The sequence below is a fragment of the Sphingomonas sp. P4_G3 genome, assembly GCF_056401105.1.
In genome coordinates this window covers 415,160-431,357 of sequence record NZ_JBFUJZ010000003.1, presented here as the reverse complement: position 1 = coordinate 431,357, position 16,198 = coordinate 415,160, and the positions used below count along the sequence as shown (strand labels likewise).

The 16,198-nt window shown below is 63.4% G+C and carries 23 protein-coding genes; 11 read left to right on the top strand and 12 right to left on the bottom strand.

Going from position 1 to position 16,198, the window contains the following annotated elements; translation table 11 throughout:
• Positions 1-14: 14 nt before the first annotated feature.
• Positions 15-503, top strand: a complete 489-nt coding sequence (locus tag AC1DQQ_RS10085) for an NUDIX hydrolase (RefSeq protein ID WP_478031372.1) — start codon at positions 15-17, stop codon at positions 501-503.
• Between the two features lie 69 nt (positions 504-572).
• Here the strand turns inward: AC1DQQ_RS10085 and AC1DQQ_RS10080 are convergent, their stop codons facing one another.
• From AC1DQQ_RS10080 to AC1DQQ_RS10070, 3 genes are all read right to left on the bottom strand, one after another.
• Entirely contained in the window at positions 573-1,073 is a 501-nt protein-coding gene (locus AC1DQQ_RS10080) for a hypothetical protein (RefSeq protein WP_478031012.1), read from the bottom strand.
• 219 nt (positions 1,074-1,292) lie between these two features.
• A complete protein-coding gene (locus AC1DQQ_RS10075) occupies positions 1,293-1,766 on the bottom strand; it encodes an NUDIX domain-containing protein (RefSeq protein WP_478045076.1) in 474 nt (157 codons plus the stop codon).
• A gap of 143 nt (positions 1,767-1,909) precedes the next feature.
• Positions 1,910-2,332: a VOC family protein gene (locus AC1DQQ_RS10070; RefSeq protein WP_478045074.1), complete on the bottom strand. Its 423-nt coding sequence runs from the start codon at positions 2,330-2,332 to the stop codon at positions 1,910-1,912.
• Positions 2,333-2,436: 104 nt separating this feature from the next.
• Here AC1DQQ_RS10070 and AC1DQQ_RS10065 point away from each other — a divergent pair, with 104 nt between their 5' ends.
• Positions 2,437-3,081, top strand: coding sequence for a TetR/AcrR family transcriptional regulator (locus AC1DQQ_RS10065; RefSeq protein WP_478031007.1), 645 nt, complete (start codon positions 2,437-2,439; stop codon positions 3,079-3,081).
• Between the two features lie 12 nt (positions 3,082-3,093).
• Here AC1DQQ_RS10065 and AC1DQQ_RS10060 read toward each other — a convergent pair whose 3' ends face one another.
• From AC1DQQ_RS10060 to AC1DQQ_RS10050, 3 genes are all read right to left on the bottom strand, one after another.
• A complete protein-coding gene (locus AC1DQQ_RS10060; protein ID WP_478031006.1) occupies positions 3,094-3,756 on the bottom strand; it encodes a hypothetical protein in 663 nt (220 codons plus the stop codon).
• A gap of 139 nt (positions 3,757-3,895) precedes the next feature.
• Positions 3,896-4,897, bottom strand: coding sequence for an NADP-dependent oxidoreductase (locus AC1DQQ_RS10055; protein ID WP_478031004.1), 1,002 nt, complete (start codon positions 4,895-4,897; stop codon positions 3,896-3,898).
• Between the two features lie 51 nt (positions 4,898-4,948).
• Positions 4,949-5,764: an oxidoreductase gene (locus AC1DQQ_RS10050; RefSeq protein ID WP_478031002.1), complete on the bottom strand. Its 816-nt coding sequence runs from the start codon at positions 5,762-5,764 to the stop codon at positions 4,949-4,951.
• An 88-nt stretch (positions 5,765-5,852) separates the two neighbouring features.
• Here AC1DQQ_RS10050 and AC1DQQ_RS10045 point away from each other — a divergent pair, with 88 nt between their 5' ends.
• A complete protein-coding gene (locus AC1DQQ_RS10045; protein ID WP_478031001.1) occupies positions 5,853-6,284 on the top strand; it encodes a winged helix-turn-helix transcriptional regulator in 432 nt (143 codons plus the stop codon).
• 27 nt (positions 6,285-6,311) lie between these two features.
• Here AC1DQQ_RS10045 and AC1DQQ_RS10040 read toward each other — a convergent pair whose 3' ends face one another.
• On the bottom strand, positions 6,312-6,788 hold the full coding sequence (locus tag AC1DQQ_RS10040; RefSeq protein WP_478031000.1) for a MarR family winged helix-turn-helix transcriptional regulator: 477 nt from the start codon (positions 6,786-6,788) through the stop codon (positions 6,312-6,314).
• A 183-nt stretch (positions 6,789-6,971) separates the two neighbouring features.
• On the opposite strand from AC1DQQ_RS10040, the gene AC1DQQ_RS10035 reads away from it, so the two are divergent.
• A complete protein-coding gene (locus AC1DQQ_RS10035; protein WP_478030998.1) occupies positions 6,972-7,400 on the top strand; it encodes a DoxX family protein in 429 nt (142 codons plus the stop codon).
• Positions 7,401-7,789: 389 nt separating this feature from the next.
• Positions 7,790-8,527: a hypothetical protein gene (locus AC1DQQ_RS10030; protein WP_478045072.1), complete on the top strand. Its 738-nt coding sequence runs from the start codon at positions 7,790-7,792 to the stop codon at positions 8,525-8,527.
• 22 nt (positions 8,528-8,549) lie between these two features.
• Here the strand turns inward: AC1DQQ_RS10030 and AC1DQQ_RS10025 are convergent, their stop codons facing one another.
• Complete coding sequence (locus AC1DQQ_RS10025; RefSeq protein WP_478045070.1) at positions 8,550-9,485, bottom strand: MBL fold metallo-hydrolase; 936 nt, start codon at positions 9,483-9,485, stop codon at positions 8,550-8,552.
• 125 nt (positions 9,486-9,610) lie between these two features.
• On the bottom strand, positions 9,611-10,192 hold the full coding sequence (locus AC1DQQ_RS10020; protein WP_478045068.1) for a YdeI/OmpD-associated family protein: 582 nt from the start codon (positions 10,190-10,192) through the stop codon (positions 9,611-9,613).
• Positions 10,193-10,299: 107 nt separating this feature from the next.
• Here AC1DQQ_RS10020 and AC1DQQ_RS10015 point away from each other — a divergent pair, with 107 nt between their 5' ends.
• The 4 genes from AC1DQQ_RS10015 to AC1DQQ_RS10000 all read left to right on the top strand — a co-directional run bounded on the left by AC1DQQ_RS10015 (position 10,300) and on the right by AC1DQQ_RS10000 (position 12,731).
• Positions 10,300-10,641: a PadR family transcriptional regulator gene (locus AC1DQQ_RS10015; RefSeq protein WP_478042638.1), complete on the top strand. Its 342-nt coding sequence runs from the start codon at positions 10,300-10,302 to the stop codon at positions 10,639-10,641.
• Between the two features lies 1 nt (position 10,642).
• Entirely contained in the window at positions 10,643-11,617 is a 975-nt protein-coding gene (locus AC1DQQ_RS10010) for a hypothetical protein (RefSeq protein ID WP_478045067.1), read from the top strand.
• A gap of 154 nt (positions 11,618-11,771) precedes the next feature.
• On the top strand, positions 11,772-12,110 hold the full coding sequence (locus AC1DQQ_RS10005) for a hypothetical protein (RefSeq protein WP_478042635.1): 339 nt from the start codon (positions 11,772-11,774) through the stop codon (positions 12,108-12,110).
• A gap of 108 nt (positions 12,111-12,218) precedes the next feature.
• Positions 12,219-12,731, top strand: coding sequence for a hypothetical protein (locus AC1DQQ_RS10000; protein WP_478042634.1), 513 nt, complete (start codon positions 12,219-12,221; stop codon positions 12,729-12,731).
• Positions 12,732-12,761: 30 nt separating this feature from the next.
• Here AC1DQQ_RS10000 and AC1DQQ_RS09995 read toward each other — a convergent pair whose 3' ends face one another.
• Positions 12,762-13,367, bottom strand: coding sequence for a TetR/AcrR family transcriptional regulator (locus tag AC1DQQ_RS09995; RefSeq protein ID WP_478043472.1), 606 nt, complete (start codon positions 13,365-13,367; stop codon positions 12,762-12,764).
• 159 nt (positions 13,368-13,526) lie between these two features.
• Here AC1DQQ_RS09995 and AC1DQQ_RS09990 point away from each other — a divergent pair, with 159 nt between their 5' ends.
• Complete coding sequence (locus tag AC1DQQ_RS09990; protein WP_478042631.1) at positions 13,527-13,994, top strand: hypothetical protein; 468 nt, start codon at positions 13,527-13,529, stop codon at positions 13,992-13,994.
• A 16-nt stretch (positions 13,995-14,010) separates the two neighbouring features.
• Here AC1DQQ_RS09990 and AC1DQQ_RS09985 read toward each other — a convergent pair whose 3' ends face one another.
• On the bottom strand, positions 14,011-15,042 hold the full coding sequence (locus AC1DQQ_RS09985; RefSeq protein ID WP_478042630.1) for an NAD(P)H-dependent flavin oxidoreductase: 1,032 nt from the start codon (positions 15,040-15,042) through the stop codon (positions 14,011-14,013).
• Positions 15,043-15,088: 46 nt separating this feature from the next.
• Between AC1DQQ_RS09985 and AC1DQQ_RS09980 the strand changes: the two genes are divergently transcribed.
• On the top strand, positions 15,089-15,505 hold the full coding sequence (locus tag AC1DQQ_RS09980) for a secondary thiamine-phosphate synthase enzyme YjbQ (protein ID WP_478042629.1): 417 nt from the start codon (positions 15,089-15,091) through the stop codon (positions 15,503-15,505).
• A 9-nt stretch (positions 15,506-15,514) separates the two neighbouring features.
• Here the strand turns inward: AC1DQQ_RS09980 and AC1DQQ_RS09975 are convergent, their stop codons facing one another.
• Entirely contained in the window at positions 15,515-15,940 is a 426-nt protein-coding gene (locus AC1DQQ_RS09975) for a DUF1801 domain-containing protein (protein ID WP_478042627.1), read from the bottom strand.
• Positions 15,941-16,198 lie beyond the last annotated feature (258 nt).

The window sequence follows — 16,198 nt, the reverse complement described above, 5'->3', positions numbered from 1 at the left end:
GCCGTTTCCTCGAAATGAAGAAACGCGGCCGCTGGGAATATGTCGGGCGCGTCGGTGGCGTCCAGGCTGCGGTCATCATCGCGATCGACGACGGGCACGTGATACTCGTCGAGCAATATCGCGTACCGCTGGGACGCTCGTGCCTCGAACTGCCCGCCGGCCTGGTCGGCGACGAGAGCGAAGGCGAGACTGCCGAAATGTCGGCCGCGCGCGAGCTCGAGGAAGAAACCGGCTATCGTCCAGCCAAATGCACCCCCTTGGGGACCTTCTATGCCTCGCCCGGCATGGTCAGCGAATGCTTCACCTTGGTCCGCGCGAAAGGGCTGATGCGGGTAAGCGAGGGCGGCGGGACGCCGGATGAGAATATCATCGTCCACCGCGTGCCAGCGGCGACAATAGCAGACTTCATCGCCGAGCGCCGCGCTGCGGGTGTAGCGATCGACGTCAAGCTGCTGACGCTGCTCGGGCCATCGTTGCTTTCCGATCAGGCGGTAGATTCATAGAAAGCCGGATTTCGGCAAGCGACTCATTGGTTAACTCTTGGAGGCGAACAGAGCCGCCCGAGACGGTCGTTACTGCTCCGGCAAAAAATCCCAGGAATACGTAAATGTGTGCTCGCACTTCAGCCCTGAAGGGTCCCGAATTTCAAAACGACTATATACGCTTTTATCATTCTTCCGCCCCCTCAGGTTTATGCCCGTGAGCCATATTATGAGACGGGGCTTGCCGTTCGAGAAGCTGGTCGGACCATAGATGGCGTAACGGCCGCCCCTTCCCCGCACGCGATAAACCGACGTGCTTCCGTTGGAGTAGACCAAGCGCTTCAGCCCTTTTGCTGGCGCGAATATCTCGCCCTCACCAATCGAGAAGTGACCGGACCTGCTGGTGACGGATACCGAGATTCCTTCCGGCGAGCCAGACAACTCTGCGATACTCTCGCCCTCGTCGAGGTAGAATGTGCTGTATTTGAAGCAGATTAGTTTTGGGCCGATGACGGGTTTGTCGAGCGTGTCGGCTCGGGCTGCGACAGCTCCAAGGGAAATCAGTGTCAGTAATATCGCTCTGGTGAACATAAGCCCCCCATGCTTAGCCCGGTCATAGGGGACAAAACGTGCTGATCCAATGTCCATCACGGAGGTCCCACGACCGAAAGCGGATATTCGCCTTATCACCCAGTTTTCTCCACTCGGCCTGTATCCTGATAGCGGCCGTTATGGATTCGAGAGTTTGCGATCGTCTGCACCCGATTGCGATGGCGCTTGGCGCGGCGTGCCCCTGACGCACACCGCGGCTTACCAGGCGCCGAGCCCCGTGAGCCCTTGCCGATATTCGGCGATCCGGCGCGCGGTGGCGAGGGACAGTGGAGCGGGCAGGGCGTCCGGCGCGAACCAGCCAGCCTCTTCTATCTCGGCAAGGTCGGCGCGGCGCAACTCGGCGCTCGCATCGGGACCGGCCTGCGCGACGAAAATGACGATATGGTCGTCCTTGCCCTCCCGCCGGCTATGATAGACGCCGAGGATGCGCTCGATCCTGGCGTCGGTCACGCCCACTTCTTCCGCAAGCTCGCGGAATAGAGCGGCGTCGATACTCTCGCCTTTTTTCACTCCGCCGCCGGGCAGATACCATTGATCCATATAGGTGTGGCGGACCAGCGCGATGCGACCACCCCGATCGAGCAGGATTGCACGAACCCCGATTGTCCGTGGCTTGGTGATCCGCCACACGATGCGCGCGGCCTTGCCGGCCAGCCGATGCGTCCACGCCATCCCGGCCTCCTTCGCAGGCGCCGGCTGCGGCGCGCGTTTACCAATGCACCCAATCAAACTGGATCGAGCGTGCATGGTGGCGCACCGACCGTGCGATTTCCACCCCTGGGCAAACAGGCGCCGCAACTGGACAATCGATACTCTTATTCGGCCTCTCGAGCGCCGCCAGTCGCCGACGGGTCCATCCACATGATCTCCCAGACGTAACCGTCGAGATCCTCGACATGACGGTTATACATGAAGCCCAGGTCCTGCGCGGGATTGGGATCGGCGGTGCCGCCCGCTGCCACGGCGCGATCGACGAGCGCATCCACCTCATCCCGGCTGTCGGCCGACAGCGCGAGCAGCAAGGGGCTGGACGCATGCGCATCGGCAATCGGACGCTTGGTGAATTCGCCATAATGCGCATGGGTGAGAAGCATGACGAAGATCGTGTCGGAGAACATGAGGGAGGTCGAAGTCTCTCCCGAAAACTGTGGGTTAACCGTGCCGCCTAGCGCGACGTAAAAGGCTGTCGAGGCCGCCAGATCGCGTACGGGGAGGTTCACGAAAATCATTTTGGGCATGGTCTGCTCCACTGCTAGCTCGAATCTAGTACTAGACCGGCTAGTACTGGTGGCGAGCTAGCATTCGGTGTCGGTACTGTCTAGTACCGCGTCGGCGAGGGCGCATGAAAACTGACGGCGAGACGAGATCGGCGCGCAAGGAGCGCGACATCATCCAGGCGGCGACGGCCACCTTCATCAGCCAGGGCTATGACGGCACCAGCATGGAGGAGATCGCCACCAAGGCGGCGGTCTCCAAACAGACCATCTACAAGCACTTCACCGACAAGGAGACGTTGTTCGGAGAGGTCGTCCGCTCGACCGCGGCCGGGGCGAACGACATCGTCGAGTCGGTGACGACCTTGCTGTCCGACACCAAATTCCGGCAGGGCGGTCTCGTCGAGCTCGGTCGGCTCGTGGTGACGACGCTGTTGGACGACGAATTGGTGAAACTCCGGCGCCTGATCATCGCCAATGCCGATCGGATGCCGAGCCTCGGCCGCGATTGGTACGAAAAGGGTTTCGAGCGAATGCTCGGCACCATGGCATCCTGCTTTCGAAAGCTGTCGGCTCAAGGCCTCATGCGAGCCGATGACGCCGATCTCGCCGCCAGCCATTTCTTCGGAATGCTGCTGTGGATTCCGATGAACGAAGCGATGTTCACCGGAAACCGCCATCCCCGATCGAGGACCGAGCTGGAGCGGCATGCCGACGCCTCGGTCGAGGCCTTTCTCGCCCTTTATGGAAGGACGTCCGGCCAAGCCCGTTGAGGGATCGCCAAACTAGGACGGGTCGAACGATGGCGGAAAGTCGAGCACCGCGCCGGTATAGGTTTCGACCACGTAACTGAACGGCTCGCCATCGGCGCGCGTCAGCAGGGCCTGATGCTCGATCACCTTGTCGGGAATCAGCAAGGAAGCGCCTGGATTGGCGCGCGGCAAGGGCGCGCCGCCGCTATCCCAACCCTCGGGCAATGGCGACCAGAGGAGCTTGGCCGCGACGGTGTGACGCTGGAACCGAAGCGGCTGTACGACGCGACCGAATGCCGTATCGCTGGTTTCCAGCGTTCGGTTCATGTCGGGCGTGAGGCGCGACGGCACGTACCAATTATCGGCTTCGGACAGGATGTGCTCGCCGCAGCGCAATCGCACCCGGCGATAGGCGATCGGCTGGTCGGCCCCGGCATGCAATTGTTCACGGACCGCGGCGGGCGGTGCCTTGTCCTGGCCGCGGACGCGGTCCGCCACGATCTTGGCGCCATCGGCGAGATGGTGGTGCGCGCACCAGCGGTCGAGCGTCAGCGTCGCGCTGTCATGGCTCAGCAGATCGGCATTCAGCGTCTGGAGTTCGGCCAGTATTTCGAGCCTGGCGATCGGCGCGTCCGGCCAAGCCGTCCGTGCGGGCGACGCGCCGAGCGTCAGCACTGCCAGCGCGCCGGTGGTCAAGGTTCGCTTTAGGGTGGCGATGACGGGTGCTCCTGAGTCGGGATCACGTTGATATGGGCAAAATACCTTTCCCGGGCATTTTGGGCATGTCACGTAGTTTCGGATACCGGCCAGGATTCGTCGCCGATCCGATCCGGCGTCACCGCAGCTTGACGACGACCTTTCCCTTCGCCCGCCCCGTTTCGACCAAGGCCAGGGCTTCGTTGGTATCGTCGAATGGGAAGATCCGCTCGACGACCGGGCGGATGATGCCCTTGTCGATCAGCGTCGCGATCTGGCCGAGCTGGTTGCCGTTCGCACGCATGAACAGGAAGGAATAATGGACGCCGCGGGCCGCGGCCTTTCGTCGGATGCCGAGGCTCAGCAGCCGCATCACTTGCCGCAGCGCCCAGCTCAACCCCTGCTCCCGGGCGAAATCCGGGTCGGGCGGACCGGAGATCGAGATCAGCTTGCCGCCCGGCTTGAGCACATCCAGCGACTTGCGAAGCGTGGTGCTATCGAGGCTGTTGAGGACGACATCGTAGCCGGACAGCAGCTTGTCGAATTCCTGATTGCGGTAATCGATGACGATGTCGGCGCCGAGGCGCTTGACCAGATCCACATTGGCCGTGCTCGTGGTGGTCGCCACCGTCGCGCCGAGATGCTTGGCGAGCTGGATGGCGGCAGTGCCGACCCCGCCGGAACCCGCATGGATAAGGACCTTCTGCCCTTGCTCCAGACCCGCTCGTTCGACCAGCGCCTGCCAGGCGGTCAGCCCGGTCAGCGGGATCGAGGCCGCTTCCTCCATGCCGATCGTTCCGGGCTTCAGCGCGACATCCGCCTGGTCGATGGCGATCCGTTCGGCGAAGGCCCCGATCCGGCCGTCGCGCGGCCGGGCATAGACCGCATCGCCAAGCTTGAAGCGCCGGACGTTCGCGCCGACCCCAATAACGATACCCGCCACGTCGTGGCCCAGAATGAAAGGCGGCCGATAGGGAAGGATGGCCTTGAACGCGCCGTCGCGAATCTTGCCATCGAGCGGATTGAGCCCAGCGGCGTGGACTTCGACCAGGACGTCGTCTTGCCCCGGTACCGGCTCCGGCACGTCGCCATAGCGCAGGGGTTCGTTCTTCCGGTAGCGATCGACGATATAGGCCTTCATGCGCGATGTCCTTGCCAAATGCGGGGCGGGATCAGCGACCCCGCCGAACGTTCAGGCGGGGAGCCCGTTGAACTTCCTGAGATTCCGGTCGACGAACGACTCGGGCATGAAGCGGCGTATGAAGCGCACCTGGGCCGCCACTTTTCCGGCCGTGTAGCGTCGCTTGGGTACCACCGCATTGGCGGCCTTGACGACCGTGTCGGCGACGATCTCGGGAGCCTCGCCCTTTTCGATAACCTCGCGCATCAGCACCTCGGCGGCTGTTCGGACGGTATCGTAGACGGGAAGCGGGCGATCCGCGCGCGTCAAATTGTCTTCGAACGAGGTGCGGATGCCGCCCGGCTCGACCAATACGACGCGGATATTCTGGGTTCGCACTTCGTGGTCGAGCGATTCCGAATAGCCCTCGATCGCGTGCTTGGACGACGAATAAAGCGCGTTGAACGGCGCCGGGATGAGGCCGACCAGTGAGCCGAGATTGACGATCCTGCCGCTTCCCTGGCGCCGCATCACGGGCAGAACGGCATTGGTCACCCGCAACACGCCGAAGACGTTCACGTCGAACAGCGCCTTTGCCTGGGCTGGGGACGATTCCTCGGCACCGCCAAGCAACCCGATTCCGGCATTGTTGACCAGCAGGTCGATCCGCCCCGCGCGGCCCACGACTTCGTCGACCAGCGCCTGCACGGACGCGTCATCGGTGACGTCGCAGACCAGCATCGTCACGCCCTGATCGGTTTCGGCCATCTTTTTGCGGCTGGTGCCGAACACCCGATAGCCGTCCCGGTGCAGCGCCCGTGCGGTCGCCAGTCCGATTCCGGAGGAAGCGCCTGTGACCAGCGCGACGCCGCGTTCAGTCTTGCTCATCGATCTTGCCTTCACTTTGTCGTGGAACACCGTCGCGAACCCTGTTACTATCGATTCGATATTAAGTCACTACTAAAAAGATACTGACATGTCGAATCTCTCGGAACAACCTTGCCTGATCGCCCGCAGCCTCGCTTTGGTGGGGGATGCGTGGAGCATGCTCATCCTGCGCGATGCCCATGCCGGGCTCACCCGTTTCGACGAGTTCCGCAAAAGCCTGGGCATCGCGCCGACGATCCTGACTCGTCGCCTCGCGATGCTCACCAAGGAGGGGCTGCTCGAAAAACGGCGCTATTCGGAACGCCCGCCGCGCGACGAATACGTGCTGAGCGAAGCGGGACGCGACTTCCTGCCGGTGTTGTTCGCGATCAGCGCCTGGGGCCGGAAGCACCGCAATGGCGACGGCGTGACCCGCTTCTTCGACGCGGAGGCGGGCAGCGAGATCGACCCCGTCACCATCGATCGGTCGACCGGCGCGCCGATCGGAACGCGGGCCATTCGGATTGTGCTGCCCGATTGACGGGGACAAACGCCGTTACGGCCTCGGCTAAACCAGGGTGTCAGCCAGATCGTCCCTCAGCCTTTGCGCGTTTCGCTTGAGGAAGTCGGCGATAAGCTCCAGCTCCTCGCCATCGTAGCGCTCGCATAGTTCGGCCAAAGACGGGTTCGGCACGCCGAAGCCGCGACGCGAGGTCGTCACGGAAGCTTCGTTCAGCGTCACGACGATCCGCCGCCGATCCGTGGGGTGGGGGCCTCTGCTGACATAACCCTTCGCAACGAGGCGATCGATCAGGTCGGTTACCGACGCGGTCGCCAGCCCGGTTTCCTTCGCGATCTCCCCTGCGCTGAGCGGGCCCAGGCGGCCTAGCAGAAACAGCGTCTTATAGGCTGACGGGTCGAGGCCCATGCTCTGGGCAACCGACGAATGGAACAGCACCACGGCCTCGCTATGCGCATTCAGGGCCGCAGCCAGGTCGGCCGGAACCTTGTCCAAACGGTCCGTCTCCTCGTGCTGTTTTGACATGATGACCTCAAAGTGTTACGGTCGACCGTAATATACGTCATACCGTAGTAAATCAACGCGGGGCCGCTGATGCGGGCCGCTGTCATGGAGCACCACGGTGGGCGCGTGTCGACTCGGGCGGTCGGGATATGCCGCCGCCGAGTACGCAATGAACTGGTCGCAAACAGCGAAGGAGGATGGACAATGAAGGTTCTCGCAGCCCGTTCGGCATATTTTTTGGCGATCTTGCGGATCGTCGCCGCACTCCTGTTCCTGGAGGCGGGGGTATACCACCTCTTTGAATGGCCGGCATTGCCGATGCCCGCGCCACCGCCCGAAATGGCGCCCTGGCTGTTCGCGGCCGGTCTGCTCGAGTTCGTCGGAAGCATGCTGCTCATCGTCGGGCTCTTCACCCGTCCGACTGCCTTCCTTTTGTCGGGAATGATGGCGGTCGCTTATTGGGGGTTCCACGTGCCGATGGGATTCTGGCCGGTCGCGAACATGGGGACTGCGGCCATCCTCTATTGCTTCATCTTCCTTTATTTCGCAGCGGCCGGCCCTGGCGCCTGGGCAATCGACAATGTCCGGGCGCGCGATCCGGAAGATCATGCCCTGCGGCGCTCGGTCGCCTGATTCTGGCCATCGCTGACCTATTCGAGCCAAGCCGCCGCGTCCCGAGCGCGCCGAGCTGACCATCAGGTTCGTCCAAACAAACGGGGATTCAATTGCCCGAACCCTGCATTTCGGCCGAAAGCGCGGATGCCGGTCGCCAACGCGGCTGGCCGAAGCGCCTGCTGCCATGGATCCCCATCGGCATGGCGCTCGCCTATCCTTGGACGTTGCGCCTTTTCCACGAGGCAATCGTCGCGCAGCCCCGGAGCGTCGTTCCGGCAATCTGGCTGATCCTCGCCTTCGCTCTGCCCCTCTCATGCCTGGTCTTCGCCTGGCGCTGCGCGGAACGATCTGGCGATGCGCTACCGGTTGTACGCCGCGTCGCTTTCGTCGCTTTGGCGGCACCGCCTTTGTTCGTGTCGACCGGCGTGATTTCGAGTTTGGTCAACTCTCCTGTCCCCGACCTATGGACCTGGTCTATCCTGTGGCTCGGACTCGGCATCGGCGCTGCGGTCGCGAGTTCCAAAGGGCAACCGCGACCGCCGGGGGTCATGACGGGCCGCTTGCGCGTGGCGCATGGCATCTCCGCTTTGGCCATCCTCCTTTTCGTGGCTTTCCATCTGACCAACCATCTGTTCGGATTGTTCGGACCCGTCATGCACGCGCAGGTGATGGCGATAGGGCGGGTCGTGTATCGCTCTCGATTCGTCGAACCGGTCCTCGTCGCGATCCTGCTTTTCCAGGTTGCGAGCGGCGTCAAGCTGGCATGGCGATGGAGCGCTCGTCCGCTCGATGCCGCGGGGGTGCTACAGGTCGGATCGGGCGCGTATCTCGCGGGGTTCATTCTCACCCATCTCAACTCGGCCTTCGTCTCGGCGCGATGGGTGTACAACATCCCGACCGACTGGGCCTGGGCGACGGGCGCCCCGGACGGTCTGTTAATGGACGCGTGGAACATCAGGCTGCTGCCGCATTATGCGCTCGGCGTCTTCTTCGTCATTGCCCACGTCTTTTGCGGCTTGCGCACGGTCTTGTTGGCGCACGGCGTCAGGCCGTCGTCCGCGAACCGTCTATGGGCGTCCGGTCTTCTATGCGCGGGCGGCGTGTCGCTTCTGATCACAGCTGCCCTTTGCGGGCTGCGCATCTGAGGTCGCCAGGACCGGAAGAGACTCAGGAAGCGGGTTGTGGCGGAAGCGGATAGACAATGAAGTCGGTATGCCGATCGACCATCGGCGCCGAACTCATCTTTGCAACCGCCCGCTGGAGTTCTCCGATCGCCGACGGCGGCAGCGGGAGGGGGTGTTCCAACGGGTGCGCCGCGGCCTTCATCGGATAGTCCTGCCCGGGCGCATTGGTCATCTCGATATGCGCCCCGAGCAGCGCGCGAATCGGATGGCTGGCCGCGAAGGCGGCTAGCCGGTCGACGCTCGCGCGGAACTGGCCGAACTGTCCACGCGGCACGTAGAGCCTACCCGGGTAGAGCATGTCGCCCGAGAACAGCAATTGTGTGCGCACATCATAGACCATGATGTGCGCCGGCTGGTGGCCGGGGGTCGGGATAATGTCGAGAACGCGCCCGCCGAGATCGAAGCGAGCGACGTCCTTTGGCCAACTCTTGATACGAAAGAAGGTCGCGACATCTTCCGGCGCGAGGCCGACAATGTCGGTGTCGGGACGATCGCGAAATTCATCGTCACCCGCATGATGATCGCCATGGCCGTGCGAGTGCGCAACGATGAGGTGGAGCGAACGATCGCGATGTTTTGTCCGCCATTCGCTTATTATCCGGTCGATGGTCGGACGGATCCTGAGTCCTCCTGCGCCGGTGTCGATCAACAGCGCACGATCCTTGCCGAACAGCAGATAGAGGAACGGCGCTTCGAAGTTGGTTTCGACCGACTGACGAATGACGAATGTGTTGGCATCGATCATCTGGACCTGTGTCTCGGGTTCGTTCGCCGTTGCACCGTCGATCCAGTGCGCGAACTGCGGCAAATTGGGCCCGGAAGGCGCTGAGCCAAGCAGCAATACCGAACCGATCAGCGCCATGGAATGACGGCAGGTGGCCAGGCGGCGGGCGGTGCGAAACGAGGCGAGCAGGTCCATAGGCTCACCATATGAGGTATTACCTATTCCGACAAACGTAATATCATGGCAATCGCCACGGGCTCAACTTGTCAGAGACGTGCGCGAGAAAGCCGTCAGTCCGGACACGGCCATTTCCGATCGCCTCAATGAATCGTTTCGCCGCGCGCACACATCCCAACGAACTTCGCGATCCGCGCCGCGCGCGTTTCCGGCTTCTTCGCGGTCTGCACGCGGTACAAGATCGCGTAGCGGTTGGCCCCGGTCAGCGTGTCGAAGAACGCCCGCGCGGCGGGCGCCGCGTCCAGTGCGGCCGTCAAATCCTCCGGCTCCGCCGCGGTCGAGGCTGGGGCATAGGCCGTGTCCCATCGCCCATCGGCCTTGGCCGCCTCGATCTCGGCCAGTCCCGCCGGGGCTACGCGGCCGTCCGCCGCCAGCTGCTCGGCGCGCTTGCGGTTGTTTTCCGACCATTTGCTGGTGCGCTTGCGCGGGGTGAAGCGGGTCAGGAACCAAGCCTCGTCATATTTGTCGATCTGGCCGTCGATCCAGCCATGGCATAGCGCGCCGTCGATCGCCTGCGCCTTGGTCAGGCTCGACGCAGCGTTGCCCGCCTTGGCGATCTTCAGCCACAGGCCGGCGGCATTTCCGCCGCGTGTCGCCAGCCACGTCTCCCACGCTTCGGCATCGACGAAGTCCAGCACCGGCAACCCGCCGCGTTCCTTATCCATCGCGCTCTCCATCGCCGCTCTCGCACACCCCTTGGCATTGCCGGCCTTGACTCTTCAATTACTGTGCATCATACAGTGTATATCACACACTATGTGAAGCACAGCTCATGCCGGTCGATGACGACACATTCGAGAAACTGCGCGTCGAACTCCGGCGGGGATCGCTGGTGCTCGCCGTGCTCGGGGCGCTGCGCGAGGAGCGCTATGGCTATACGCTGCGCCAATCGCTCGAGGATGCCGGGCTGCTGATTGACGAGGGCGCGCTCTATCCACTGCTGCGCCGGCTCGAATCGCAGGGCCTGCTGATCAGCGAATGGCGCGAGGAGGCCAAGCGCACCAAGCGCTTCTACCGCCTCTCGATCGACGGCACCGACACGCTCGCCGCGCTGCTCCACGAATGGAATGCGATTTCAGAATCGATCCTGCGCCTTACCGAAAAGGACAAATGAGATGGACCTGATCGACCGCTATCTCGCCGCGATCGCGCGGCGCCTGCCGGCGGACAAGGCCGACGATATCGTTGCCGAGATTCGCGACGACCTGCTCACCCGCCAGGAAGTGCGCGAGGACGCGCTCGGCCGCCCGCTCGACAGGAAAGAGGTCGCCGCGTTGATCAAGGAGGTCGGTCACCCGCTGATCGTCGCCTCGCGCTATCGGCCGCAGCAATATCTGATCGGGCCGGACGCCTTTCCGTTCTTCGTCGCGACCTTGCGCATCGTCGCGATGGTCCTGGCGCTGGCCTTCGCGGTCACCGCGGCGTCGAGCGTGGTGTTCGGCCATGCCGATATCGCCCATGCCCTCGGCCGCGCGATGTCCAACCTGTTCAGTTCGGCGATGCTCGCCTTCGGCACGGTCGCCGCGGTGTTCTACGCGCTCGAACGCACCGGCTTCCCCGCCGACCATCTCGCCAAATGGCGGCCGCAGGACCTGCCCGAGGTCAAGGACAAGCAACCCAATGTCTGGGGATCGGCGTTCGAGGTCGCGATCGGGGTCTATTTCATCCTGTGGTGGTGCGGCCTGGTGCCGTTCCCGGCTTATTACAGCAACGTGAAGGGACTGACCCTGACGCCCGATCCGATCTGGACCGCAATCTGGTGGCCGGTGCTCGCGCTGTTGGTCGCGCGCCTGGTGTTCAACCTCGTCCAATGGCTGCGCCCGCGCTGGAAAGCCCTGCTGGCGGCGCTCGCGGTCGCCACCGCGGCGGGCGGGCTTGGCCTGGCCTATGTGATCTATCAGGCGGGCCATTGGCTCACCGCGAGCGGCACGCTCCCCGCCGACAAACTGGCGCAGATCGATCGTGGCGTGAACATCGGCATCCACTGGGCGATCATCGTGGTCGGCGCGATCCTGGTGCTTCAGGGTCTGCAGGAAGTGTGGCGCCTCGCCACGGCGCGACCAGGGACGGTGGGCATGAAGGCGATCTAATCCGGCTCTAGTGGTCGAAACCAAATGTCTGAAATAATGTTTGAATAACGGCTCCGACCATAATGGACACGATAAGATATTCCAAAGTATTGCGAATGATCGTCTCCTGAACTTGATCGTCCCGCCCAGCGGGCGAGTCGTGGGGAGATGAGCGATGTCCGAAAAACTAATGCAATCGACCAAGGCCGCCGAAAGCAGCCGCGTGATCGCGTTCGAGAGCGCCGAGGTGGTACCAGGGATCGTCAACGGCACCTTTTTCCTGATCGTCACCGGCACCGCGCCGTGTTTCAACATGACCGTCAAACTCGTTCCGCTGATCTACATCCGCCAGCCCGATTATTGGGGCATCGAGGTGGTCGGCACCTTGGCTGGCGGTATCTGCCTCGACGCGGTGAAACCGTATCATGTCTCCTTGCCGCTCACCGGTATCACCGGCACCAGGGGGATCGAGGTAATCGGGGCCAATCAGACCGAGCAATTCGACGTGTCCTAGCCTTGCTCGTATCGGGTATCCGACGCGAACGAGTTGCCGATATCGTGATCGACCGCCATGCTCCCGGCATGGCGGTCCGGCCGGCCGCGCTATTTCGGAGGATGCCCGATGAAGCTCCTGCTCTGCGCCGCTCCGCTGCTGCTATGGCCGCTCGGCTCGCTCGAAGCGGCCGCGCCGGCCGCCACCGCGTGCAACGTCATGGTCAGCGTGATCGATCCCGATCCTGCCGGCACCAATGTGCGCAAGACCCCCGGCGGCGCTGTCGCCGCGACGTTGCGCACACCGCGCACGGGCGACGACTGGATAGAGGTCCATGTCGTGGGCCAGGCGGGCGACTGGTTCGCGATCGACCGCGCCGATCTAGTCGGCGACGCGCGCAAGACGATCTTCCGCGGCAGCGGCTATATGCACCGCTCCGTCCTCGGGTCCGATGGGCTCGTCAACGGAGAGCCGATCCGTGCCGACCACGACGAACGCGCTGCGCAGATTCTGGCAGGGGAGATTGGCGACCAACCCGCTTATCTGCTCGGCTGTGCGGGCGATTTCGTGAAGATCCGCATCAAATCGGGGGTCGGCTGGACCAAGACATTGTGCCTCAACCAGCGCACGACCTGCGCCTGAACGCTATTTTGACGGGCTTGCTATTGCTCGTCAGGCTGCCGCGCAGTCCGGCCGAGCCAGCCCCAGCAGCAAGTGATCGACCACGCGGCCGACATCGCGTTGCGCCTGTGCGGGGTCGGCGGCGGTCGCCAGGAACAGCGCGCCTTCGCGCACCATGCCGAGCAGGATGTGCGCCAGCGGCGGCACCGGTTGCGGCGGGATTTCCCCCGCTGCGATCGCGCTGCTCAGCAGATGTTCGACCAGCGCCAGGCTGTAGCGGTCGCCGATCGCGCGCCAGCGTTCCCAGCCCAACACGGCCGGTGCCTCGATCAGCGCGATGCGATGCACCTCGGGCTCTCGGCACAGGTCGAGCCACTTTTTGGTTCCGTCACGTATCCGGTCGAGTGCGCCACCCTCTCTGCCGGCGGCGGCGAGCCGGGCGATCGTCTCCTCCTCGATCGCCTCGAACACCGCGGCGAACAGGCCCTTCTTGTCCTCGAAATGATGGTAGAGCGCGCCGCGCGTGACGCCCGCCGCCGCGACGATCTCCTCGGCGCTGACCTCGGCATAGCTGCGCTTGGTGAACAGCGCTCGCCCCGCCGCGATCAGTGCGCCGCGCGTGGCGGTCGTCCGTTCGGCTTGCGTACGGCGTTCCATTTTCATACAAACTGTATGTATGTTTCTGAGTCGGGCACACGCCATTGTCGGCACCGGACCGCGAAGTGCAAGCCAAAGCGCATCGTATCCATAGCGGCGACCATGCTGAGCCCGTCCGATCAGAGGACAATCATCTGTTTTCGTGAGGGAGTTCGAACCATGGACAAGACGATCGAAATTACCCGCGCGGCCGTGATTGCCGGCCTCGTCGCCGGCACGATCGACATCGGCGCGGCGGCGCTCATCAACCATGTCGGCCCGGCGCTGATCCTTCAGGGCATCGCCAGCGGGCTGATCGGAATGAAATCCTATGCCGGTGGCACCGGGACGGTGACCTTGGGGCTTGCGCTTCAGCTCGCCATGTCGATCGCGATCGCCGGCATCTACGCCGCCGCCGCGACGCGGCTCGCCTGGCTACGGACGCGCCCCGTCCTGGCCGGTCTGGCCTTCGGTCTCGGCGTGTTCGTCGTGATGAACCTGATCGTCGTGCCGCTATCGGCGTTCGGCCCCAAGCCGGCGCATATCTCGCTGGTCTGGTTGTTGCTCAATGTCCTGGCGATGCTGGTGTTCGGCGTGATCGTCGCGATGATCGTCCGCTGGGGCTTCCGGCGGGCGACGGCGGGATAATCGGGCTGCGCGCGAGCTACGCCGCGCGCTTCTCCAGCGCGTGCGCGGCTTCGGCCATCAATTGCGCGATGATGTCGGCGACTGGTTCTTCCTCTTTCACCATGCCGACCGACTGGCCGGCCATCAGGCTGCCATGCTCGATATCGCCGTCGATCACCGCACGGCGCAGCGCGCCGGCCCAATAATGTTCGATCTGCAACTGCGCCTCGGCCATCTCGACCGTGCCGTCGTTGAGCGATTGCGCGACTTCGAGTTGCTTGGCGGTGAACAATTCGGTGCCGGCATTCTTGAGCGCGCGGACCGGGATGACGGGCAGGCGCGGGTCGATCTGGACGCTGGCGATCGCGTCGCGGGCATTGGCGCGGAAGAACGCCTTCTTGAAATTGGGGTGGGCGATCGATTCGGTCGCGCAGGCGAAGCGCGTGCCGAGCTGGACGCCGGCCGCGCCCATGTCGAGATAGCCGGCAATCGCCTCGCCGCGGCCGATCCCGCCGGCGACGAACACCGGCACCTGCTCGGCGACTTCGGGCAGGATTTCCTGCGCCAGCACGCTGGTCGATACCGGGCCGATATGCCCGCCGGCTTCCATGCCCTCGACGACCAGGGCGTCGACGCCCGAGCGGATCAGCTTCTTGGCGAGTGCGAGCGCGGGAGCGAAGCAGATGAGCTTGGCGCCGTTTGCCTTGATCGCGTCGAGCGACCCCGTCGGGGGCAGGCCGCCGGCCAGCACGACATGGCCGACCCCATGCTTGCTGCAGACCTCGATCAGGTCGAACAGCATCGGGTGCATCGTGATCAGATTGACGCCGAACGGCTTGGCGGTGAGCTTTTTGGTCTCGGCGATCTCGTTATCGAGCAATTCGGGAGTCATCGCCCCGCATGCGATCAATCCGAACCCGCCGGCGTTGGACATCGCCGAGACGAGATGGCGTTCGCTCACCCACGACATCGCGCCGCACAGGATCGCGACCTCGGAGCCGAGAAAATCCACGCCGCGCGCCATGCGCCGCTTGAGGCGCTCGGCGCCGATCGATGAAGGGGATGTCATGCCGCCGGACCTAGCCTTGCCCGGGGGTTTGGGGCAAGCCCGCGTCATGCGGCAGGATAATACCGAGCTGACGGTCGAGACGCGCGGTCAGGGATTGCACGGCTGCACCGACGCGGTGCGGCGCTGGGTCGAGGGCACTGGTATCGATAGCGGTCTGCTGACGCTATTCATCCGCCACACCTCCGCGTCGCTACTGATCCAGGAGAATGCCGCGCCTGCCACGCGCCGCGATCTCGAACGCTATTTCGCTCGCATCGCGCCCGAATCACGCGAGTACGAACATGACGACGAAGGACCGGACGACATGCCCGCGCATCTGCGCGCCGCGCTGACCCAGACCAGCCTGACGATCCCGATGATCGGCGGCCGACTAGCACTCGGGACGTGGCAGGGAATCTACGTGTTCGAGCACCGTCGCGCACCGCATCGGCGGCACCTCGCGCTTCACCTCATCGGCGAGTGAGCAGCCCTTCTAATTCCGGACGCCCAACCCAAATCGAATTATCTCCTCAAGCACATCTATATTGATGTCCTTCAATTTCTTGAATTTGATGCAATAGCCAGTCACAGATGCTTTTCCGAGTTTTTGGCCATAAGTCTGGGCGAGGTATTTCTTGTCTTCTACGCCGATTATATAGACCGATATTCCGGTCGTATTCGCGCTCAGGCCGATTTGGTAAAATTCCCTGGTTTTACCATCGGCATATTCGATCGTCTGGGTTCCATATCCAATATTCGGATTGGAAACTGTTTTGCCTTCCTCGTTCCTGCCGTCCAGGAACCATGTTTTACAGGTCGGCGAGATGCGCAGGATGAGCTCGTGCAGCTCCCGCAGCTCATCGCCTTTCGGCTGGGGCTGCCCGGCAATATAGGCATGGATTTGCTCATCTATGGTCATGGCGGGAGCCTCCTTCCATCGTCACCACGCTCGTCGCGCGCCTGCGGACGGCGACTCTAGGCTTTGTGCCTCCAACGGCCCAGCCGCATCTCGCCCGTGGCGGACAGTCACGGGCGAGATGCGGCTGATCAGGCCGGGCCGTCGATCCCGCCGATTGGTTGATCCCCGGCATTCGGCAGGCAATGATGTGTTCGAGCACCGTCGGGCACCGCATCGGCGGCACCTCGCGCTTCATCTTATCGGCGAGTGAGTCTCGGG